The 21,499-nt window shown below is 25.7% G+C and carries 19 protein-coding genes and 4 tRNA genes; 16 read left to right on the top strand and 7 right to left on the bottom strand.

Going from position 1 to position 21,499, the window contains the following annotated elements; genetic code table 11:
* The first annotated feature begins 9 nt into the window (after positions 1–9).
* From B0175_RS09735 to B0175_RS09745, 3 genes are all read left to right on the top strand, one after another.
* Positions 10–1,635, top strand: coding sequence for a YcaO-like family protein (locus tag B0175_RS09735; protein WP_108528381.1), 1,626 nt, complete (start codon positions 10–12; stop codon positions 1,633–1,635).
* A 34-nt stretch (positions 1,636–1,669) separates the two neighbouring features.
* Entirely contained in the window at positions 1,670–2,047 is a 378-nt protein-coding gene (locus tag B0175_RS09740) for a DUF302 domain-containing protein (protein WP_108528382.1), read from the top strand.
* Between the two features lie 123 nt (positions 2,048–2,170).
* Positions 2,171–2,644, top strand: coding sequence for a DUF2721 domain-containing protein (locus B0175_RS09745; protein ID WP_108528383.1), 474 nt, complete (start codon positions 2,171–2,173; stop codon positions 2,642–2,644).
* A gap of 25 nt (positions 2,645–2,669) precedes the next feature.
* Here B0175_RS09745 and B0175_RS09750 read toward each other — a convergent pair whose 3' ends face one another.
* Positions 2,670–4,907, bottom strand: a complete 2,238-nt coding sequence (locus B0175_RS09750; RefSeq protein WP_108528384.1) for a methyl-accepting chemotaxis protein — start codon at positions 4,905–4,907, stop codon at positions 2,670–2,672.
* A gap of 146 nt (positions 4,908–5,053) precedes the next feature.
* On the opposite strand from B0175_RS09750, the gene B0175_RS09755 reads away from it, so the two are divergent.
* Both B0175_RS09755 and B0175_RS09760 read left to right on the top strand, forming a co-directional pair.
* Complete coding sequence (locus tag B0175_RS09755; RefSeq protein ID WP_108528385.1) at positions 5,054–5,860, top strand: ribonuclease H family protein; 807 nt, start codon at positions 5,054–5,056, stop codon at positions 5,858–5,860.
* A gap of 50 nt (positions 5,861–5,910) precedes the next feature.
* Positions 5,911–6,879, top strand: a complete 969-nt coding sequence (locus tag B0175_RS09760) for an aldolase catalytic domain-containing protein (RefSeq protein WP_108528386.1) — start codon at positions 5,911–5,913, stop codon at positions 6,877–6,879.
* Between the two features lie 76 nt (positions 6,880–6,955).
* Here the strand turns inward: B0175_RS09760 and B0175_RS09765 are convergent, their stop codons facing one another.
* Both B0175_RS09765 and B0175_RS09770 read right to left on the bottom strand, forming a co-directional pair.
* Positions 6,956–7,366: a DoxX family membrane protein gene (locus B0175_RS09765; protein WP_020848184.1), complete on the bottom strand. Its 411-nt coding sequence runs from the start codon at positions 7,364–7,366 to the stop codon at positions 6,956–6,958.
* A gap of 124 nt (positions 7,367–7,490) precedes the next feature.
* Entirely contained in the window at positions 7,491–8,756 is a 1,266-nt protein-coding gene (locus tag B0175_RS09770) for a Y-family DNA polymerase (protein ID WP_108528387.1), read from the bottom strand.
* A 208-nt stretch (positions 8,757–8,964) separates the two neighbouring features.
* On the opposite strand from B0175_RS09770, the gene B0175_RS09775 reads away from it, so the two are divergent.
* Positions 8,965–10,218, top strand: coding sequence for an NRAMP family divalent metal transporter (locus B0175_RS09775; RefSeq protein ID WP_108528388.1), 1,254 nt, complete (start codon positions 8,965–8,967; stop codon positions 10,216–10,218).
* A gap of 45 nt (positions 10,219–10,263) precedes the next feature.
* On the opposite strand, the gene B0175_RS09780 is transcribed toward B0175_RS09775, so the two are convergent.
* Positions 10,264–10,671, bottom strand: a complete 408-nt coding sequence (locus B0175_RS09780) for a tetratricopeptide repeat protein (RefSeq protein WP_108528389.1) — start codon at positions 10,669–10,671, stop codon at positions 10,264–10,266.
* 87 nt (positions 10,672–10,758) lie between these two features.
* Here B0175_RS09780 and B0175_RS09785 point away from each other — a divergent pair, with 87 nt between their 5' ends.
* The 8 genes from B0175_RS09785 (at position 10,759) to B0175_RS09820 (ending at position 16,484) form a co-directional block, all read left to right on the top strand.
* Positions 10,759–12,273: a UvrD-helicase domain-containing protein gene (locus B0175_RS09785; RefSeq protein WP_108528390.1), complete on the top strand. Its 1,515-nt coding sequence runs from the start codon at positions 10,759–10,761 to the stop codon at positions 12,271–12,273.
* Positions 12,270–13,208 (top strand): hypothetical protein, encoded by a 939-nt coding sequence (locus B0175_RS09790; RefSeq protein ID WP_108528391.1) that lies wholly within the window; start codon positions 12,270–12,272, stop codon positions 13,206–13,208. The genes B0175_RS09785 and B0175_RS09790 overlap by 4 nt, the downstream gene beginning before the upstream one ends.
* Positions 13,205–15,268: a hypothetical protein gene (locus B0175_RS09795; RefSeq protein WP_108528392.1), complete on the top strand. Its 2,064-nt coding sequence runs from the start codon at positions 13,205–13,207 to the stop codon at positions 15,266–15,268. The genes B0175_RS09790 and B0175_RS09795 overlap by 4 nt, the downstream gene beginning before the upstream one ends.
* Positions 15,269–16,015, top strand: a complete 747-nt coding sequence (locus B0175_RS09800) for a hypothetical protein (protein ID WP_108528393.1) — start codon at positions 15,269–15,271, stop codon at positions 16,013–16,015.
* Between the two features lie 85 nt (positions 16,016–16,100).
* Positions 16,101–16,175 (top strand) — tRNA-Gln (locus tag B0175_RS09805).
* A 20-nt stretch (positions 16,176–16,195) separates the two neighbouring features.
* A tRNA-Tyr gene (locus tag B0175_RS09810) sits at positions 16,196–16,280 on the top strand.
* A 17-nt stretch (positions 16,281–16,297) separates the two neighbouring features.
* Positions 16,298–16,373: transfer RNA gene (locus B0175_RS09815), tRNA-Phe, on the top strand.
* Between the two features lie 24 nt (positions 16,374–16,397).
* Positions 16,398–16,484 (top strand) — tRNA-Leu (locus tag B0175_RS09820).
* A 15-nt stretch (positions 16,485–16,499) separates the two neighbouring features.
* Here B0175_RS09820 and B0175_RS09825 read toward each other — a convergent pair.
* Positions 16,500–18,398: a sensor histidine kinase gene (locus tag B0175_RS09825; RefSeq protein ID WP_108528394.1), complete on the bottom strand. Its 1,899-nt coding sequence runs from the start codon at positions 18,396–18,398 to the stop codon at positions 16,500–16,502.
* A gap of 141 nt (positions 18,399–18,539) precedes the next feature.
* On the opposite strand from B0175_RS09825, the gene B0175_RS09830 reads away from it, so the two are divergent.
* Together B0175_RS09830 and B0175_RS09835 are read left to right on the top strand one after the other, a co-directional pair.
* Positions 18,540–19,049: an NADPH-dependent FMN reductase gene (locus B0175_RS09830; RefSeq protein ID WP_108528395.1), complete on the top strand. Its 510-nt coding sequence runs from the start codon at positions 18,540–18,542 to the stop codon at positions 19,047–19,049.
* Between the two features lie 56 nt (positions 19,050–19,105).
* Positions 19,106–20,482, top strand: coding sequence for a PhoH family protein (locus B0175_RS09835; RefSeq protein WP_108528396.1), 1,377 nt, complete (start codon positions 19,106–19,108; stop codon positions 20,480–20,482).
* 30 nt (positions 20,483–20,512) lie between these two features.
* On the opposite strand, the gene B0175_RS09840 is transcribed toward B0175_RS09835, so the two are convergent.
* Positions 20,513–20,785 carry a DNA repair protein Rad50 gene (locus tag B0175_RS09840; protein ID WP_108528397.1) on the bottom strand — a complete coding sequence of 91 codons (273 nt, stop codon included), beginning with the start codon at positions 20,783–20,785 and terminating at the stop codon, positions 20,513–20,515.
* 143 nt (positions 20,786–20,928) lie between these two features.
* A complete protein-coding gene (gene ribA / locus B0175_RS11370) occupies positions 20,929–21,498 on the bottom strand; it encodes a GTP cyclohydrolase II (RefSeq protein ID WP_265735071.1) in 570 nt (189 codons plus the stop codon).
* Position 21,499: the final 1 nt, after the last annotated feature.

Genomic DNA, 21,499 nt, shown 5'->3' on the forward strand with positions numbered 1-21,499 from the left:
AAAAAATCAATGAATCTATTATCAAAAAATAGCCCCGTAGAAGAATCAATTTTAAAAATGAAAGCTGTATTAAATGATGTTGGTTGTGAAGCCTCATTTTCACAAGAAAAAAATCCTTTAAAAAACTGCTTTTCAGTAAACTTAGCTTCAAATGAAGCACCAAATCATATCTATTCAAATGGAAAAGGTGTTATTTCAAAAGCTTCAATCGCAAGTGCTTATGGTGAATACATCGAAAGATTACAAACGAACAACTTTTTTATAGATTTTCATCTTCCAAATAGAAAATATTATCCAGATGAAGTTGCTTTTGAATTTGGAGGAGATTATTTAAATAAAGAATTAAAAAAGATTTACAATCCAAATAAGGATTTGGAAGATAAAGATTTAGTTGATTTTAACAGTGATTATATGGATAAAATAGTTGCTCTTCCTTTTATAAATCAAACAAATAGTAAAAAAACATATATTCCAATAAATATTTTGAGTAATCTTTTTGCTAGTAATGGTTTAGCAACAGGAAATACAGCAAATGAAGCAAAAGTTCAAGCTTTAAGTGAAATAGTAGAAAGATATGTAAAATTTAAAATTATTAAAAATGGTTTTTCTCTTCCAACTTTTCCTAGTGAAGTTATTAAATCTTTTCCAAAAGTTTATGAAGATGTTCAAAGTTTAAAAAAGTTAGGTTATATAGTTGAAGTTTTAGATGCTTCTTTAGGTGGAAATTTTCCAGTAACTGCAATATCTTTAATAAACCCAAAAAATTCAACTCTTTTTGTCTCTTTTGGTAGTCATCCTATTTTAGAAGTTAGCTTAGAGCGAACTATGACAGAACTTATGCAAGGAAGAGATTTAACAAATCTTGATGGATTTGAGATACCAACTTTTGATATGGAATTGGTTAGCAATAATTTTAATTTAGAAGCGCATTTTATTGATTCTAATGGAAAATTAGGATTCCAATTTTTAAATAAAATTAAAGATTTTGAATATTCTTCATGGAAATATGAAGGAAATAGTAGTGAAGAAGAGTATGAGTTTTTATTTGATATTTTAAAATTTCAAAACAAAGATATTTATCTAAGAGAATATACATATTTAGATTTTTATTCTTGTCAAATGATAGTTCCAGATTTTTCAGAAGTTTATCCAATAGATGACATGATTTATAATAATAAAAATCAAGGTAAACTAATAAGAGATATGGTTTTAAATTTTGAAAACTATGATTTAAATGATATTTTAGATTCGATTGATAGTCTTGATGATTCTTTAAATATGCAACTTTTTTTAGGTGTGATTTTCAAAGAAAACTTTATAATGCAAGATTTTAGAGTCCAACTTTTATTACTTTTAAAAGAGTTTGATGAAGCTCTTGAAATATTAGAGTTTTCAGATAATAAATTTGGTCATTTAATAGCTCAACTAATTAGAATGGAGAATGAAAACTTAGTTTGGGAAGATTATGAAGAAGCACTTTATAATATTTATGGAGAAGAAAAAATTCAAAAAGCATTAAATATTATTGAAGGAAAAGAGTTCTTTATCAATAGAACTTTACATCAAGATTACCATAATATGCTAAATATGTATGATAAATTGGAGACTAAAAAAATTGCATTTTATAAAAACTAATTTGCTATAATCAACAAAATAAAAAAGGAAGAATATGCAATATATAGAAACATCAACAAAAAGTGTTCAACAAATTGTTGATTCAATAAAAGAAATAGCTCCAAAGTATAAATTTGGTGTTCAACATGTTCATACAATAAAAGAGACATTAAAATCAAAAGGAATTGATTTAAAAAATGATTGTCAAGTTGTTGATATCTGTAATCCTGTTGTTGCAGAAAAGTTTTTAAGTGAAGATATATCTCTTTCTTCTATTATGCCTTGTAAAATTGCTGTTTACACTCAAGATGGAGAAACATGTATCACAATGAATTCTTTAATTCAATTAGTTGATGATATAAATCCTGATTTACTAGAAGTTGCACAAGAAACACAAGAAGAACTTTTAAAAATTATAGATGAAGTAAAATAGGTTTTATTATGGAAATAATTTATAAAATATTTGAAATTGGTATTGTTTTATTTTTTATTTATATGATTATTAAAGTTTTTCGTTGTAAATTCGGAAAATGTAATTTAAAATAGAGAAAATAATATGATAAACCAAATTGATGTAAATAGCGTAAATAGTGTTTCACAACTTATTCAACTTTCTGTTGCTCCTGTTTTTTTACTTGCTGGACTTGCTGGACTTCTAAATGTTTTTACATCTAGACTTTCAAGAATTATTGATAAAATCGACAGATTAGACAAATTTGAAAAAGAGACTGAATCTTTAAAAGATGATGTGATATTAGCTGAAAAAATAAAACAAAGAAGAAAATTTTTAACTATGAGAATGAGAAATACAAACTTAGCTATTTTATTTGGCACAAGTACAGGATTACTTATATCTTTAGTAATCTTAACTATGTTTTTAAGTGCAATTTTTGAGTTTAAAGACTCTTTATTTATAGCTATTTTATTTATCTTAGCAATGACTTGTTTGATTATCTCTTTATTTTTATTTTTAAGAGAGATTTTTTACACAACTATTTTTATAAAAACTAGACAAAGTTTTATTCCATAAAATATATAAATACAAATTAGAGTTATTAAACCCTAATTGTATCTTTCCCATCGAACTCTTTTGCATCTGCTTGTTCGATAATTCTTTTAGATATACTGAAAGTTTCTTGAGCTACTTGATTTGCTTCTGAAGCGCTATGTGCATTTAATTGAGTTATTTGATCCAGATTATTAACTGCATCATTTATTTGAACCATTCCTGTTGATTGTTCTTTACTTGCAACTGTAACATTGCTTATTAAGTCAAGTGTCATTGAAATATTTTCATTTAATTCACTATATCCTTCTATCATATTAGAAGCTATTTCTTTACCTTCTTCTGTCTTTTTATGAGCATTTTCAACCAAAGCTTTTATTTGTCTTGCTGCTTCTGCACTTCTACTAGCTAGTGTTCGCACTTCTCCTGCAACAACTGCAAATCCTTTTCCAGCTTCACCTGCAGTTGCTGCTTCAACAGCTGCATTTAAACTTAAAATATTTGTTTGGAATGCTATTTGGTCAATTACTGTAATTGCCTCACTAATTGCTGATGTTTGCGTATTTATTTCATCCATTGATATAACTGTTTTATTTGCCAAATCTTGTCCTAAAGTAATAGATTCTTTTACTTTATTTCCATAATCTGCCATTTTAATTGTAGTTTGATTGTTGTTTGTAATATTTGAAGTAATCTCTTCAAGTGAAGCTGCTGTTTCTTCCAATGAAGCTGCTTGAGAATTCGCAGCAGTTGCAATTTTATTCATATTTGTACTTAAAATAGTTGCATTTTTACTTAAAATCAATCCCGATTTTTTATTTTCAATAAGAGTTTCAGTGATTACATTTCCCAAAATATTTACATCTTTTTCTAACTCTTTAATAATTCCTCCAAGATCATTTTCTGCTAATTTTGGTCTAAAATCAAGTTTTGAATAAGAAGTTAAAACTTTTAAAATATTTGAAATATTTGTATTTAAAGTCTCTAACATCTCATTTATAATATTTTTTAACTCATTTAAAGAAGGATTATTAGTACCTTGTTCGATTTTTGCATCTAAATGCCCTTTATTGATTAAGTTTGCAACTCTTATCGTATCAGCTATCAAATCTCTATCTTTTTTGACATTTACTTTAGTTTCTTCTATATTTTTATTTATTATTTTAGACATAATTCCTAATTCATCATTTGATTTTACTTTGATTAGTTCTATATCATCTTTTTCAAAATTGATAAAAGCAAAGAAATTTTCAACTCCTTTTTTTACAGAATCAACATCTATCAAAATAGTAAAAGCAATAGTTCTAGCTAAAATCATAGTAAGTGCAATCCCAAAAGTACTTAATAAACTGAAAATTATCATATTTCTTTGAGCTTCACTTAACTCTTTTCTAATAGTTGAAATTAAGTTTTCTGATAAATGATCTTCAACTTTTTTTAATAAGTTTATTTTTTCAGTGATTGTTTTAAACCAATAATTTGCATCTACATTAAAATCTGATTCTTTACCACTATACAATGCAATTTTTCTCATCTTTTCAACTTCTTCTACTGAATTATCTTGCATTGTAGTTTTATAAAAATCAATTGCCTCTTTTGTACTAACTTTCATAAATGAATCTAAATAAGCATTTTGTTCTGCAACTAATGTATAAAACTTTGTTTTTAACTCTAAATCAAAAGCATTTTTTGCAAAAGTATTTGTTCCAACTGCTCTTTCAATACCAGCTCTCTCTTTTGAAAGTAAAAAATTCATATAAGCAACTAATTCTTGAGATACATTTGCATTTGTAGATAACTTTATAACTGTTCCAATTACATTTAAAAATAACTTATTTGTCTCTGTATAATAAGCAATAGCTACTGGAGCAGTCATAGATAAAGTATTTACACTATTTCTAACATTTGATAACTCTTCTAACTTTTTTATTCCATTATCTAAGTTTTCCATTAAATCAGGATTATAAGAACTTTTATCAAATGTTGATAAAAATGTTTTAAACTCAGAGATTTTTTCATCTGTTTTTGTTCTTTGATTTGGAAGTTCTGTTTTAAATTTTTCTCCTTTACTTCCCAAAAAACCCGCTGTCATTCCCCTTTCTTTTTGTGCTTCGTGTACTAATGCTCCAATTTTTGTAGAAAGTTCAACTACATTATCTAAAGCTTTTAAATTTCTTGAAGCACTAAAAGAATCAACTGCTAATTTTGCGTCTAATAATATCACCACTATTAAAGGGATCAACATTATTAGAATTAGTTTTTGTTTTATCGACAATTTTGAAAGCATCATACACTCCTTCTCTTGATTTAAATTATTATAACCTAAAAAAAGATTATTTTTATATATTAGTTGTAATATTATTTTATACATTTTAAAAAGTTTCTCCTATAGATTTTTTTTGTATACTTTCAAAAATTTTATAAAGAATAAAAATGAAAATAGATAATAACTTTTTGGATTTAATTACATATAACAACTCTTTAAATGAAGAACAATTTAAAATATTTAAAATCAATTCAGATGAAAAAGATTGGAAAAAAATCGCTTTAGAACAAGATATATCAAAAAATGATATAAATTTGCTTATGCTTTTAAGAGGTAATTTTTCTACTAGTATTCAAGAACAAATCATAAAAAACTATCATACTGTTTTAGAACACAACAACATAAAAGCCAAAGTTTATACTCCAAAAATTGAAGAAAAAACTGAAAATATAGATGAACAAGAAGAACATATAAAAATATATTGCGATGGAGCTTGTAGTGGAAATCCTGGAAATGCTGGAAGTGGACTTGCTGTTTATTCAAATAAAAAAAATCCTGTTTTACTTTATGGTGCTTATGTTGAAAATGGAACAAACAATATAGCTGAATTAAATGCTTTATTTCAGGCTTTAACTATTGCTTCTCAAACAACAAGTGAAAATATAATCTCTATTTTTACAGATTCAAAATATGCAATAGATTGTATTACAACTTGGGCATACTCTTGGAAAAAAAATGGATGGAGTAAAAAAGGTGGTGAAATAAAAAACCTTGAACTTATCCAAGAAGCACACTATTTATATGAGAAAATAAAAAATAAAATAGAGATAATCCATGTAAAAGGTCATAGTGGAATAGAAGGAAATGAACTAGCAGATAGAATGGCTGTAAATGCTATAAAAGAGAAAAATGAAGATTTTGCTTTTTACTCTTACAATAAAATAGAAGAAGTTCTATCACTTAAATCTTATTAAGTGGCTTTTAGATAATATATAAACAATTATAAAATAATCAAGGAACAGTAATGATTGAAAAAAAAGGTTCAATACTATCGGTTAGAGAAGATATAAAAGTTTTTGATTGTACTATTAGAGATGGTGGATTAGTAAATAACTACCATTTTAGCGATGAATTTGTAAAAGCACATTATGAAACTTGTCTTGCAGCTGGTGTTGATTATATGGAAATTGGGAAAAATGTATCTCCAACTATTATGAGTGAAGCTGAATATGGTCCTTGGAATTTCTGTAAAGAAGAAGATATAAGAAGAATTGTTGGTGAAAATAAAACAAATATGAAAATCGCTGTTATGAGTGATATTGGAAGAAGTTTAAAAGAAGAACTTAGACCAAAAAGTGAAAGTGTAGTTGATATGATAAGAATAGCAACTTATATTCACCAAATCCCTGCAGCTATTGAACTAATAGAAGATGCTCATGCAAAAGGTTATGAAACAACAGTAAATATCATGGCTATTTCAAAATCTTTTGATGATGAACTTGATGAAGTTTTAGAACAACTATCTAAAACAAATGTTGATGTTATTTATATAGCTGATAGTTTTGGTTCTTTTTATCCTGAACAAATCAAAAAATTAACTGAAAAATATCTAAGTTTTGCACAAAAATCTGGTAAAAAAGTAGGTATTCATGCACATAACAATCTTCAATTAGCTTATGCAAATACTTTAGAATCTATGATTTATGGTACAAGTTTCCTTGATGTTACAATTTCAGGATTAGGAAGAGGTGCAGGAAACTGTCCACTTGAACTTTTAATTGGCTTTTTGAAAAATCCAAAATATAAACTAATGCCTGTTTTAAAATTTATTGAAGAGTATATCGTACCACTTGAAAAAGAACTTGATTGGGGATATAGTATTCCTTATATGATAACTGGTCAATTAAACGAACACCCAAGAGCTGCTATGAAAGCAAGAGACGAAAAAGATACTAAATATAGAGAGTTTTATAAAAGTTTAACTATCGAATAAAAAAGGTTTTATAACCTTTTTTATTTATTACAAATTTGCATTTGTAATCTTGCTTAATGGTGCATTTACTCTAAAACTACTTGTATCCTCTTTTTGTTTCATTTTGATAAATCATAACTCCAACCAAAATAAATACTATATTTTTTACAATATATTGCCCAACCAAAGTAAAAGCATAAGGTGCGTGTGTAAAAGACAATTCAGGAAGTATAAATAGTGGAGCAAAAGTACATAACATATGACCTAAAAAGATTATAGTTACAAGTTTTGTGTAATAACCACTTAAAAATCCTATTCCTATTGCTACTTCTAAAATAGCTAAAAGCTTGATAGATAAACTTCCATCAATTAGATGAAAAAACATAATATCGATAGTTTTTATAGCCAAATCTTCTGCTGGACTTAGTGTTGGAAAAAACTTCAACATTCCGTACCATACAAAAATTATTCCTAAAGATAATCGCATTAGTTTAATTGTGTTTTGCATATTGTTTCCTTTATAAAAAAAGAATTTTAAAACAATAAATCTTTAAATAAAATTAATAATGATTATCAACAAAAGATAATATTTTTCTTTTGACTATTTTAACGATTAGATATTTTATTTATTTTTAGATTTCAAAAGCACTTTTTACTATATCAACTCCGTATTTAAGCCTTAGTTTTTGCATCTGATTTGTCAAAGCTTGTTTTTTTATCTCTTCTTCATAGTCAAAAAGATTGGCTGTAAAATCATTTGATTTTGTAAAATTAAAAACTGTAATATATAGTTGGATTACTCCATGAGTTTTATGGCTATCAACGACTTCAAAAAGTTTTATCATCTCAGCTTTAAAATCAACTTCATTAAACAGTCTATTTACATTTATATAATCTCTTACTTTTATTCCATATTCATATCTTATAAGTATCGAATAAGAAAGAGGATTTACTTTTTCTTTTTTTATAATAAAAGATAAATATCTACTTAAAATCATAACTCTTCTTCTAACTTCGTTTCTATCAAAAACAACATCAAAACTTCGCCCTATTCCTAAAGATTTTCTCTCTCTTTGAATAGTTAATTTATTATCTCTTATTCCACAAACACGATTATATAAATCTATACCACTTTTTTGCCAAGAGTAAAAAAGTTTTTGATTTTTTCTTATATCGCCTAAAGTATTTATATTATAACCTTTGAGTTTTTCACAAAGAGCTTTTCCAATTCCTGAAAAGTTTTCTATTGGAATATCTTTTGTAAACTCTGGCATATCTTGACTACTTACATATTTTATTCCATTTGGTTTTGCATACTCCGTCATAAGTTTAGATAGATATTTTGTAGAAGCAATACCAATTGAAATAGGTAAATCCAACTCATCTAATATTTTTTTCTTCAAAAAATGTGCAAACTCTAAAATCTCATCTTCTTTTATATATCCACTAACATCACAAAAAAATTCATCTATTGAATATTGTTCTATCAAAGGTACTTCTTTTTCTAATAAATCTTTTAATTTATTAGATAATTCATCGTATAAAGAATAATTTGGCGGTATCATTTTGAGTTTTGGGCAAAGTCTTAAAGCTTCATTTACGCTCATTGCAGTTTTTACACCAAACTTTCTAGCTTCATAAGAACAAGTTGTGATGATTCCTCTTATTCGACCATTTTCATCTACAAAATACTGTTTAAAACTTTTGTGTGTGTCGTTTGATAATATCTTACTTGAAAAAGCTGCTCTATTTGTAGCGATAGTTCTTTGTATTTTTTTACTTGAAAATATATCGTTGCTACTTCTTCCTCCAACAGCAACGGGAATATCAAGTAAACTCTTATTCAAAGTCCTCTCAGCAGAAACAAAAAAACAATCAATATCTAAATGTATAAACATAAAAATATTATATAGTTTTTAAAAAAGTGAATGAAAATTTATTTCAATTTGTAATATAAAATATATTATTTTTCAAACATTATTTCAAATATAGAAGAACTTTTAAAAAGTTTATGTGATATTATTCTTAAAAAATTACAAGAAATATCTATTCTTGTTTAAATCTAACACAAAACTTACGCTTACAAGTTTAATGAAAAGAGTTTAAATGACTAACAAGTTAAAAAATATTTATAAAATATTTGGACCAGGAATTTTAATGGCAACTGCTGCTATTGGAGGTTCGCACTTAGTTTCTTCGACACAATCAGGGGCTTTATATGGTTGGAGTTTGGCTATTTTTATACTTTTAGTAAATCTTTTTAAATACCCATTTTTCTTATCAAATGTTCAATATACAATGGCAACCAAAAAAAGTTTAATAGAAGGATATGCAACATTAGGAAATGGTTGGCTTTGGCTATTTACAGTTTTAGCAATAATTGCAGCTGTTGTAAATACTGCTGCTGTATCAATGTTTGCTGCAAGTTTATTTGGCTATTTTATTCCTATAAAACTTACTATCAATCTGCTTAGTTTTATTATTATTTTTGGATGTTTACTTATTCTTATTGCAGGGAAATATCATCTTTTAAACAATGTATCAAAGATTATTATGATAACTCTAAGTATTTCTACAATATTGGCTGTAATTATGGCAGCTACAAAAGAAGTTAGTGTTGTTGAAGATTTTATCTCTCCCTCACCTTGGACTTTAGCTAGTTTAGGATTTATAGTTATTTTAACAGGTTGGATGCCAGCACCAATAGAAATATCAAGTATTGGTTCTCTTTGGTTAAAAAGCCAAATGAAACAAGAGAGTATCAACTTTAAAAATGCTTTAATGGACTTCAACGTAGGATATATATCAACAGCAATTTTAGCTGTATTCTTTTTAGCTCTTGGTGCTTTAGTTTTACATGGAAGTGCTTATGAATTTAAAGATGGTATAGCATTTTCTCATCAACTTGTATCTATGTACACATCTGTAATAGGTGATTGGTCAAGACCTTTGATAGCTTTTATTGCCTTTGCTTGTATGTTTGGAACATCTATTACTGTTATTGATGGTTATGGAAGAGCTATTGCAGAAGCTTTTTCATTAATAAAACACAACAAATCAGCAAATAACAAAAGTGTGGCTATATGGACAATAGTTATAAGTATTTTAGGTTTTTTAATAATTGTCTATTTTACAAGTTCTATGAGAGCGATGCTTGATTTTGCGATGATTTTATCTTTTACAACAACACCAGTTTTTGCACTTTTAAATTATAAATTAGTAAAAAGTACAAAACTTCCTACTGATTTAAAAAATGGTAAATTCTTAGAAATTTTATCTATTTTAGGACTTATCTTTTTATTTGGATTTTTACTTTTATTTATCGTTTATAGATGGTTTCCTACTCTTTTAGGATTGTAATTTATAGAAAATTGTTGGGTATTTATACCCAACAAAGTTTTACTTTTATTTACAAAGTTCTGGATTTTCTTCGCAAATTGCTTCAAGATTTTCTTTTGCTTCAACATGCCCTTGTGCAGCAGCTTGTTTATAGTATTTTATAGCTTTTTTAAAGTCTTGTTCAACTCCAATAGCATTTTGATACATTGTTCCAAGATTATATTGAGCTTCTGCATAACCTTGATTTGCTGATTTCTCATACCATTTTACAGCTTCTTCATACGATTGATGAACATTAGTTCCATTTGCATACATATTTCCAAAATCATTTTGAAATTTTGGATCATTCTTTTTTGTAGCTGTTTCTTGATAATTTTTTGAATTTAGTTCATTATTATTTTCAGAAGGATATAAAAATACTATTGTGATTACTAAAATTACCAAAACTAGCAAAGCTAAAACTATTTTTTTCATTATCATGTCTCCTTTGTTTGATATGATTATACATTTTCATTTATAAAGATTTATCTACTATTTAAAGTTTATTGCTAAAATTCCAAAATGAAATTAACAAAAGAGCAAGAAAAAATCATAAACAGTAAAGAATTATCTTTTAAAATAAATGCAGTAGCAGGAAGTGGAAAAACTACAACACTTCTTGAATATGCAAAAAAAAACTCAAATTTAAAGATTTTATACCTTGCTTACAATAAATCTTTGCAAGTTTCACTTCAAGAAAAACTACAAAATTATAATCTTCCATATCTGCACGTTAGCACTATTCACTCACTTGCTTATAATAGGATTCAAGCATATAACTACAATCTAACAAATGATTTGAAAAACTACATTATTGAAAAAGTTATCACAACTTATGAGTTTCAAACAAATCAAAAAAACTATTTTCCAAGCTTGGAATATACAGCTTTAGTAAAAGATTTAATAACTTTTTATTGCAACTCTTCTTTGATAAATCTTGATTCAAAACTTCTTGATAGTTATAAAAAACAAAGTGATTTAAGTGCAAAGATTTTAGAACTTATAGGTAAAAATGAAAAAAGAGTTTTAGCTCACCTAAAAATACTACTTTCAAGTATGAAAAATAAAGTTATTGATGCAACACATGATTTTTATCTAAAAATGTTTTATCTAAATAAAAAGGTTTCTACAAATCTAAATTATGATTTAATTTTAGTAGATGAAGCACAAGATATAAGCGATGTGATGATAGGAATTATTGAAAATCAAAATTGTAGACGAATTTATGTTGGAGACAGTTTTCAACAAATTTATAGTTTTAGATTTGCTACAAATGCTTTAAATAAAGTTGATTTACCAGCGTTTCATCTAACAAAGAGTTTTAGATTTGGAAATAACTATGCAAAATTTCTACAATCAAGTTTAAACAATCTTTATGAGCTAAACTCAAGTAATCTTTTAAATATTTTTGGAATGGAACAAAATACAAAAATTGGAAAAGAATTTATAGATTTTTCTAAACCTTTTTGTATTATTGCTAGAACAACTTTTGGTTTGATTCAACAGTTAGTTTATTATATTCATCAAAAGAAAAAAATATATTTTGAAGGTGGATATAACTCTTATTCATTTATGAATCAAACTGTATATTCTATTTTTTATTTAAAACAGAAAAAAAATGACAAAATCACAATAGATGAAATAAAAGATTTTGAAACAATAAATGAACTTGAAACTTTTGCAAAAGATACAAAAAATCAAGATTATCTAAATATAATAAAGTTTATAAATGCCTATGGTGATAATATTTTTGAGATAAATAAAAAGATAAAAGAGCATTTAGTAAATGATAAAAAAGATGCAGATATTATCTTTACAACTGCTCACAAATCAAAAGGTTTAGAGTACGAACAAGTTTTAATGGCTGATGATTTCATCTCTAAAAAAGATATTTTAAATACAAAAAACAAACTCTCTTTTCAAAGAATAAATGAAGAGTTAAATATCTATTATGTAGCAAGTACTAGAGTAAAAAGTGCAATTTCTCTAGCAAATTTACAGTTAGATTATAAATATAATGAAAGTGAAAATATATGAAAAAAATAGTAATTTTAATAAGCCTAATTTTAGTTTTTGCTCTTATTGTTTTTAGTTACAATAAAACTCAAACAAAAGATATTCAAATCTCATTTTACTCTTGGGAAAATAGCTTTGAAGAACAAAATATAAATGAAAAACTTTATATAAAAGTTTTAGATGTAAATTTTTCTACGAAATTAGAACTACTAAAAACAAATATAAAAGAAACTCCAAAAAACTTTATTCCAGTTATTTATATCACAAATGAAACTATGAAAAATGTAGATTATTCTTTAGTTAGCAAAGTGATTTTAGAGACTTTAAAAAACTACAAATTTGATGAAATTCAAATAGATTGTGATTGGAGTTTAAGCACAAGATCAAACTACTTTAATTTACTTGAAGATTTAAAAGAAAAATTAAATAAAACAATAAGTGCAACTATAAGACTTCATCAAATAAAATACTACACAAAAACAGGTATTCCACCAGTTGATTATGGAGTTTTGATGTATTACAATATGTCAAGCATTGGTGATTTTAATACAAAAAACTCTATTTTAGATAATGAAATTGCAAAAAAATATCACTACAATTTTGATGTTTATCCTCTAAAATTAAAACTTGCTCTTCCACTTTATTCTCAAGCTATTCAATTTAGAGAAGAAAAAGCTATAAGTTTATTTGAAGGAGTTGAAGAAAAAGATTTCAATAATGATTTTGAAAAACTAGAAAATAACAGATATAAAGTTCTAAATAGCCACTACTTTAAGGGAAGATATATATACAAAGATGATATATTTCGTCTTGAAAACTCAAATGAACAAGATATAAAAATAGCACTAAAAGATTTTTTAGATTTATCAAAAAATAGATATGATGAAGTTATTTTTTACACTTTAAAATATAAAAACAAATACGATTTAAACAATTTAATAAAAGGAAATTTATGATTTTAAGAGCTCTATTTTTTATATTTATATTAAATATAAACTTATTTTCTTGCGGATATTGGATTGATCCTTATGAAAAAGAGTTTATATTTTTAGATGATAGAAATTCCCCACTAGCAAACTATTCAAACTTAGATGAAGCAGCCGTTTATAATACAATTATTTATGAATATGAACGAAAAAATAAAGAAGCAAATCTAAAAGAGTGGAAAGAAGAGTTAAAAAATAGATACTCTATTGAAAATATAGAAGATTTTATTTATAAAAGAAAAAATCTAAACCTTTTAAGAGATAATGAAGTTTCAGAATATATAAAATTTGTAGAAAAACAAGAAAATTGTGTAACTTATGACTATTATAAACCTGTTCCAACAGGATGCGAAGGTTATATAGATGAAGCTTTAAATAATATTGATAAAACAACTTCTCAATATTTAAAACTTAGATATTTTTATTTAGCTTTTAGACTTGCTCACTTTAAACAACAAGAGCCTTTAAAAATCTATGAAAAATATAAATATCTACTTGAAAATGATACAAAAACTATCGTAAAAGACTGGATTCAAGGTATTTATGCAGGTGCTTTGATAAAAAATGGACAAACAGTAAAAGGTGTTTATGAGTTCTCAAAATTACTTGATGAAAGTAAAATAAACTCACATTTAAGCTATTACAACTTTTTTCACATAAAAACAAATGAACAATGGAATGAACTTTTAGCAAAAGCCCAAAACAATGAAGAAAAAACAAAATTTTATGCTCTTAGAAGTTTAAAACCTGAAAGTAATATTTTAGAAGAGTTAGAAAATATTAAAAAAGTAGATGTAAACTCGAAATGGCTTGATTTTGTCCTTTTTAGGGAACTTTTAAATTATCAACTATTTTTTAATCAAAATGAAGAAACAGTAATAGAACTTCCAAAAAAATATATTGAATTTCTAAAAACTATAAAAAGAGATGATATGTATTTAGTAAATCTTAGTCTTTCTTACTTTAATATCTTCCAAAAAAATTATGCAGAAGCTTCAAAATACAGTAAAGAGTTATTAGAAAAATATCCAGACTCACACGAAGCACAAACATTAGCATATATTTTATACTTAGAAAAACTAGAAAAAATCGATATAAAAACAGAAAATGAAATTTATACTAAAATGACAGAACTTACAAAAAAAGATCACACTTCTCAATCAATTCATGATTATACTTTTGTAATTTTAGAAAAATTATATAAAAAACAAAATGATAAATTTAATGCCTTTTTATCAAAATATATAAACTATTTAGATATGTCAGCTTTTGATTTAGAGTTGATGGAAAAATTTGAAATTTTTATGAAATCAACTCCAGATTCAAAACTAAAAGAGTATATGCAAAAAAGTTTTTCTAAACAAGCAAAAAATGATAGTTATACTACAAAAACTAGACTTTTGATAAATAACTTAAAATTTCAAGAAGCTTTAGAAACAAATACTGCTTTTTTAAATGAAAAAATCGAATTTAATCCTTTTAATACTTTTATAAAAGGGAACAACAGAACAGGTAAACAAGATGTTTTAACTATAAAAGAGTTTTTAACAAAAATGATTGTTATAAAAACAGAACTTGAAAAAAATCCAAAAAGTGTAATGGATAACTATCTTTTTGCAAATGCTTTATATAACCTAAGTTATTTTGGAAATTCAGATAGAATTACTACTGTTTATAGAAGTAACTACTCTATTGGTTCACCCCTTCTACAAAAAGAAAAGTTAGAAAAAGCAATAAAACACTACAATATCGCTTTAGAAAATTCAAAAGAAAAAGAGTTCCAAGCAAAATTGACTTATATGATTTCAAAAGTTTATCTTGCACTTGCTGATTTAAGTAATGAAAAAGATAGATGGCAATATTACGGTGAATCAAAATATAATTATGGAACAATATACGAAACATTTTTACAAAAAAATGGAGCAAAATATTTTGATACTCTAAAACAAGATTTTGGAAATACAAAATATTATCAAGAACTAATCCAACAATGTGGGGATTTTAAAATATATCAAAAAGGAAAACAATAAATGCAGTATTTTGGAGAGATACAAACTAAATATGAAGAGATATTTTTAACTCAAAGTTATATGTACTTCAACGAAGAAGGTGAAGAAATATCAGTAAAAGAGTTCAAAAATCTGATAAAAACAACAAAAGACAGAAAACAAAATATCATTGGAACTGTATTTTTATACAATCCGGTTGTAACTCCAATGGGATTTGATTCAAATAAATATCTATTAGAACAAGATTTTGAAGACTTTGATAAACTAATAGAACTAAAAGCTGAAAACTATATAACTGTGTTTAAACAAGCTATGAGAGAGTCTTGTAAAGGTAAAATAGTAGAGATAAAAAATCTATTCAACTTAATAGAAAGAAATATTGATGCTTCAACTTTACTCATAAAGTTTAATGAAGATTTAGAAAGATATAACTCAGCTCAAAATACAGAGTTTGATAGAGATATTATGTATCTTGATGCTGCAAATTTTATACCTGCTGGAAAATTTGTATTTTTTTGTTGGGGAGATAAAATAAAAGAAAAAGAGTTCCCTTATATAAATGAATATGCAAAAGCTTTATATGAAAATGCTATAAAATTAGGTAAAAAAGTTGCTTACGTTTATAAAAAAGAGAAAACAGAACAAGGAAGTATCGAGTTCTTACAGTTCTCAAATCCTTCACAAAATCAAAAGTATAAAGCTTCTATTTCAAGTGCTATAAAAAAATCTTTTGAACAATTTCCTCCAATTCCAACTCCTTATGAATAAATTTTTTAAAATTTATTCATAATTATGTTATTTCTTTAGCTAAGTTTAATTATTTTAAGTATATAATTGCGTCCACTTAAATTATTGGGGTATCGCCAAGCGGTAAGGCAACGGTTTTTGGTACCGTCACTCGAAGGTTCGAATCCTTCTACCCCATCCAATTAGTTTAAGTTTTTTTATGGTGAGGTTGGAGAGTGGTCAAATCCTGCGGACTGTAAATCCGCCGCCTACGGCTTCGAAGGTTCGAATCCTTCTCTCACCACCACTTTTTCAAAAGTAAATGGTTCGATAGCTCAGTCGGTAGAGCAAAGGATTGAAAATCCTTGTGTCGACAGTTCGATTCTGTCTCGAACCACCACTTTTGATTTTTATTACACACTGTGCGAGTGTGGCGGAATAGGTAGACGCGCGGGACTTAAAATCCCGTTCCGGTTTCGGAGTGTGAGTTCGATTCTCACCATTCGCACCATCTTTTTTATAAATCTTATTTCAAATTACTATTCAAATCAATTTTTATCGTAAACTGTGCACCAAAGTATTGTTTATCATTGTAAGTAAATTCTACATTTTCAACACCAATAGTTCCATTTAGATGTTTTGTAATAATTTCTTCTGTCATATAAAGCCCTATTCCTGTTCCTTGACTTTTATATTTTGTTGTAAAGTATGGTTCAAAGATTTTGTTTAAATTTTCTTTTATTACTCCACCAGCATTATCTTTTATAACTATGTTTATATAATCATCATTTTTATAAGCATCTACAAAAATAAATCTCTCATTTTCTTTTTTTATAAGTTCATCTCTTGAGTTATTTAAGATGTTTATTAAAGCTTGAATAAGCTCATTTTCATAACTTTCAAATTCAATTGTTTCAATATTTTTTATGATTTTTATCTCTTTTGAATTAAATTGAGCTGATATTAAATCTAAAGTCTTTTTAAATACTTCTAGCAAATTTACTTTTGATTTTTCTTTATTTGGTATAAAAAAGTTTCTAAAATCATCTATTGTTTCTGAAAGATATTGTGCTGAATGATTTATCCTATCTGAAGCTTCAAAGAAAAATTCATCAGTTAAAACACCCATTTGTTTTTGTAAAACCATACCACTTGTTGCAGTAGTAATTATAGATAAAGGTTGTCTCCATTGGTGTGCAATATTTCCTATCATTTCTCCCATTGCTGCCATTTTTGATTGTTGATATAAAATTGCTTGTTTATTATCTAACTCTTTTTTATATTCTTTTAATTTATTTTCTAAAAAAATTGAAACATATCTTGAAACTATCAATAAAAATACAATTAAAACTATTCCAACAATAATGATATTTGCTACATATTTTTCATAACTTTTATCCAATTTTTCTTTAACTTCAAGAATTTCTTGCTTTAAATCATCTTCATAAAAACCAGTTCCAATAAGCCAATTCCAATCATTCATACCTTGAACAAAACTTATTTTTTCCATTTGAGATTCTGAGTTAGGTTTATTTTGGATATAAGAGTAAAAACCATTGCCATTTTTAGCAATTTCTATCATATCAGGAACGATATTTTCATTTTTACCTATGGCTAGATTTTCAGTATAGCTTTTACCTATATACTCTTTTCTTATATGACTTAAATATATTCCATCATAATTAATAACAAAAATATATCCAGCTTTTCCAAATCTAATCATACTTATATATTCTAAAGCTTTTTTTTGAATTGTTTTTTCAAAATCATCAAAATATTCTCCAGTTCCAATAGCTATATTTAAAGGTTCAAAATATTTATAAAAAGATATTTTACGTCCTATTTCACCATTTGTATTTGGTTTATACCAATAATATTCATCAAATCTTTCTGTTTTATCTTTTATTGTATTTACAATACTTTGAAAAAGTTTATAACCTCTTGCATCTGTATAATTTATAAAATTTTTACCTTCAATACTTTTATCAACAGGATGAGACAATTTATTTCCATAAGTATCATCCATGAAAAAGTAACCTCTTCCATCATTAAATCTTATCTTATCAAAAGCGACTTTTATAAGTTCAAATATCTCTTTTTTAGTTTTTGTATCTTTATAATTTTCATAAATACTTGAAGCAATTGCATGAGCTTCATAAACCCTATTTTTTACGTTTTGTTTTAACTCTTCTTCTGTATTTTTTTGAAGTCTTTTTGTAAATTCATATACTTTTGTTACTTCTTCTTTTATTATTTCTTTATTTTTTAAAATATATTTTTCTTCTATCTCTTTTTTTTCTTTAGTAAAAGTTTTTTTATTTTCAAAATACAAAAATAAAATTATAAATATAGAAAAAACTACAACAAAAACTGAGGGCATAAACTTTATAATCTTTAAAAACTGTTCTTCTTTTGACATTTTCATTTTGTAACTTTATAAACCAATTGTGAAATATTAAAAATTATTATATCAATTTTATTGTTAATTAAATTTTTTTATCAAAAAATAAATATTAAAAATTAGTTTGATATAATCAATCGCTGAAAAAAAATTTTAAGGAAATTTATGTCAAAAATAGGAATATTAGTAGCAAGTTCAAATAATAATCAAAAATTAGCTCTTAAATTAAAAGAGTTAGCACAAAGTCAAAATTGTGAAGCTGAAGTAATAAATTTAGTAGATTACAACTTACCTTTATATAGCACTATTGAAGAAGAAAAAAATGGTATCCCAGAATCTGCTTTGGATTTAGCTACAAAAATTATTGATTTAAAAGCTTTTATTATAGTTGCACCAGAATACAATGGAGTTATGCCACCAGTTTTAAATAATGCTATGTCTTGGACTTCAAGAGCAACAAAAAACTGGAGAGATGCTTTTAATGAAAAAATTGTAGGATTAGCAACACACAGTGGTGGTGGTGGAGTAAAAGGACTTCAAGCAATGAGAATTATGTTCCAACACTTAGGAGCAAATATCTTAGCAAGAGAAATTTTAACTACTTATGATAAACCACTAAATGAAGAGTCAGCAATAGCTATGATAAACTCTTTAGTAAAACTATCAAGAGCTTAGGAATTTTTCCTAAGTTTTGTAACTCAACTGTTATAAATTTATGCTAAAATTTTTCTATGAAAGAAAAAGTATATGTACTAGATACAAATATCATTTTACAAAACCTTCAAAATCTCTACAAAATATCAGACAATAAAACCAACCATATTGTTATCCCTGAAACTGTACTTCTTGAATTAGAGGATAAAAAAAAGTTAAGTAATGAGCTAGGGTACTATTCAAGAGAGTTTGCAAGACTATTAGCTAAAATGAAAATCAAAGAAGTTGATTATAAATCAGACTTTAAAGTTGTAAAACTTTATAATGATGAGTTAAATCTTGATATTATCTCAAAAGATAAATATGAAACTGAGATTGAACAAGTTCATCTTTCTGAATCAAATGATAAAAGAATAATTGAAGTAGCTTCAATAGCTCAAGAGTATTATAAAGGCTGTCAAACTATCTTTTTATCTTTAGATGTTTATGCAAGAACATTTGCTATTTTTAAAAATATAAAAGCTGAAACCTTACACGATGATAAATCAACAGTTCCAACATTTAATTTTGTAAAAAATATAAATTTAGATTCTTCACTTTTTAATAGTTTAGAAAATAAAGACATTACTTTGATTGATGAAGATTATGAAATGCAAAATTTTTCTTATTCATTTGAAAGTAGTGATGGAAATATTGAATATGCAATAGTAACAAATGGCAAAATAGATACTTTAAAAGAAAATGATTTTAAAGCATTAAATATAAAACCAGTAAACATAAAACAAAAACTATTTGCAAAAGCGATTTTATCAAATATGTACGATTTACTTGTAATTGATGCAAAAGCTGGAAGTGGAAAAACTTTAATGTCTATTGTTTGTTCTATGAGATTAATTGATTTAGGAATTTATGACAAAATAGTTTATGTAAGAAACTCAATAGAATCACTTGATAAAGGTGCAGAAGTTGGTTTTTTAGCAGGAAATGAAGAGAAATTTAGAATTTATAATATGGCTTTATATGATACTTTAGAGTTTATTGCAAAAAAACATCTAAAAAAGAGTGAAAACAGAGAAAATCAAGAGTCAATAAACTCAAAAATAGATGAACTAAAATCAAGATATTTTATAGAAACACTTTGGCCAGGAGAAGCAAGAGGACGAACTTTAAGTGGTGCGATTGTTATTATGGATGAGTGGCAAAATAGTAGTGAAAAAACTACACAACTAATCTTATCAAGACTTGATGAAAGTTGTATGGCAATAGTTATTGGTTCAAACAGGCAAATAGATAATTTATACCTAAATAAATATAATAATGGACTAACAACTTTATTAAAACAAACAAATGAAGCACATAGTGAAATTAAAATGTTTGCAATAGAACTTGAAAAAGCAGTTCGAGGAAAATTTGCTCAGTTTACTGAAAGAATATTCGAGAATAGAAAGGATTAATTAATCTTTTTTATTCTTATTTTTATAAGGCTAATGATCTTTTTCTTCATGCTCATCTATCATAGCTCTAATTTTTTCATACATTATTTCTGCATCTTCATTCGAGATTTTATCTTCTTCAATAAGTTTTAGAATTTGACTTAATTCTTCTAAAAAGGCTTCTACATCTTTTTTTGCATCAATAATCTCATTTGATTCATTTCCATTTTCAATCTCTTCATTTAATTCAGTTAAAAAAGCTTGAGATTCAGGTAACATCACCTCAAAAATTATACTTTCTAATTTTAATTTTATATTATCCATTTTTTTTCCCTTATTTTTTAATTAATATCATTACTAATATTTTTTTCGAATTTTTTCTTTATGTTAAACAAATTTTGACTATGTTAGGCTTTTTGTTCTTTTTCATAAATATGTTCTTCTTTTAACATAATATTATTCTTTATTTAAAGTAAATGTCCCAGTTCATTTTTTTTTGTTTTTAAATAATTTTCGTTAAATTTATTTGTTTTTGTGATTGAAGGAATCCTTTCAACAATCTCTATTCCACTATTTTCAAAAAAGTTAATTTTTCTTGGATTATTTGTAATAAGTTTCATTTTTTTTAGTCCTAAATCTTTTAAGATATATTCAACTGCACTGTAATCTCTCTCATCTTCTTTAAAACCTAATTTTAGATTTGATTCAACTGTGTTATACCCTTGGTCTTGAAGATTATAAGCATTTACTTTATTTACTAAACCTATATTTCTTCCTTCTTGTCTATGGTAAATAACTAAACCACCTTCTTTTGAAATAAGTTCTAATGCTAAATTTAACTGATTGTTGCAATCACATTTTAAACTTCCAATACTATCTCCTGTCAAACACTCACTATGAACTCTAACAAGTGGTATCTCAATATCTTTAAAATTTTTACTCATAATTGCAAGATGTTCTTGGCAACCATCTTTATAAGCTTTTATTAAAAATTTTCCATATTTTGAAGGAAGATTCGCAATTTCAGAAGAAATAATT

This window comes from Arcobacter lacus, assembly GCF_003063295.1.
Lineage (GTDB): Bacteria > Campylobacterota > Campylobacteria > Campylobacterales > Arcobacteraceae > Aliarcobacter > Aliarcobacter lacus.

What these genes read in the sequence shown, in the direction of transcription:
- B0175_RS09735 (WP_108528381.1), top strand. Translation starts at nt 10, where the DNA reads ATGAATCTATTATCAAAAAATAGCCCCGTAGAAGAATCAATTTTAAAA.
- B0175_RS09740 (WP_108528382.1), top strand. Translation starts at nt 1,670, where the DNA reads ATGCAATATATAGAAACATCAACAAAAAGTGTTCAACAAATTGTTGAT.
- B0175_RS09745 (WP_108528383.1), top strand. Translation starts at nt 2,171, where the DNA reads ATGATAAACCAAATTGATGTAAATAGCGTAAATAGTGTTTCACAACTT.
- B0175_RS09750 (WP_108528384.1), bottom strand. Translation starts at nt 4,907, where the DNA reads ATGCTTTCAAAATTGTCGATAAAACAAAAACTAATTCTAATAATGTTG.
- B0175_RS09755 (WP_108528385.1), top strand. Translation starts at nt 5,054, where the DNA reads ATGAAAATAGATAATAACTTTTTGGATTTAATTACATATAACAACTCT.
- B0175_RS09760 (WP_108528386.1), top strand. Translation starts at nt 5,911, where the DNA reads ATGATTGAAAAAAAAGGTTCAATACTATCGGTTAGAGAAGATATAAAA.
- B0175_RS09765 (WP_020848184.1), bottom strand. Translation starts at nt 7,366, where the DNA reads ATGCAAAACACAATTAAACTAATGCGATTATCTTTAGGAATAATTTTT.
- B0175_RS09770 (WP_108528387.1), bottom strand. Translation starts at nt 8,756, where the DNA reads ATGTTTATACATTTAGATATTGATTGTTTTTTTGTTTCTGCTGAGAGG.
- B0175_RS09775 (WP_108528388.1), top strand. Translation starts at nt 8,965, where the DNA reads ATGACTAACAAGTTAAAAAATATTTATAAAATATTTGGACCAGGAATT.
- B0175_RS09780 (WP_108528389.1), bottom strand. Translation starts at nt 10,671, where the DNA reads ATGAAAAAAATAGTTTTAGCTTTGCTAGTTTTGGTAATTTTAGTAATC.
- B0175_RS09785 (WP_108528390.1), top strand. Translation starts at nt 10,759, where the DNA reads ATGAAATTAACAAAAGAGCAAGAAAAAATCATAAACAGTAAAGAATTA.
- B0175_RS09790 (WP_108528391.1), top strand. Translation starts at nt 12,270, where the DNA reads ATGAAAAAAATAGTAATTTTAATAAGCCTAATTTTAGTTTTTGCTCTT.
- B0175_RS09795 (WP_108528392.1), top strand. Translation starts at nt 13,205, where the DNA reads ATGATTTTAAGAGCTCTATTTTTTATATTTATATTAAATATAAACTTA.
- B0175_RS09800 (WP_108528393.1), top strand. Translation starts at nt 15,269, where the DNA reads ATGCAGTATTTTGGAGAGATACAAACTAAATATGAAGAGATATTTTTA.
- B0175_RS09825 (WP_108528394.1), bottom strand. Translation starts at nt 18,398, where the DNA reads ATGAAAATGTCAAAAGAAGAACAGTTTTTAAAGATTATAAAGTTTATG.
- B0175_RS09830 (WP_108528395.1), top strand. Translation starts at nt 18,540, where the DNA reads ATGTCAAAAATAGGAATATTAGTAGCAAGTTCAAATAATAATCAAAAA.
- B0175_RS09835 (WP_108528396.1), top strand. Translation starts at nt 19,106, where the DNA reads ATGAAAGAAAAAGTATATGTACTAGATACAAATATCATTTTACAAAAC.
- B0175_RS09840 (WP_108528397.1), bottom strand. Translation starts at nt 20,785, where the DNA reads ATGGATAATATAAAATTAAAATTAGAAAGTATAATTTTTGAGGTGATG.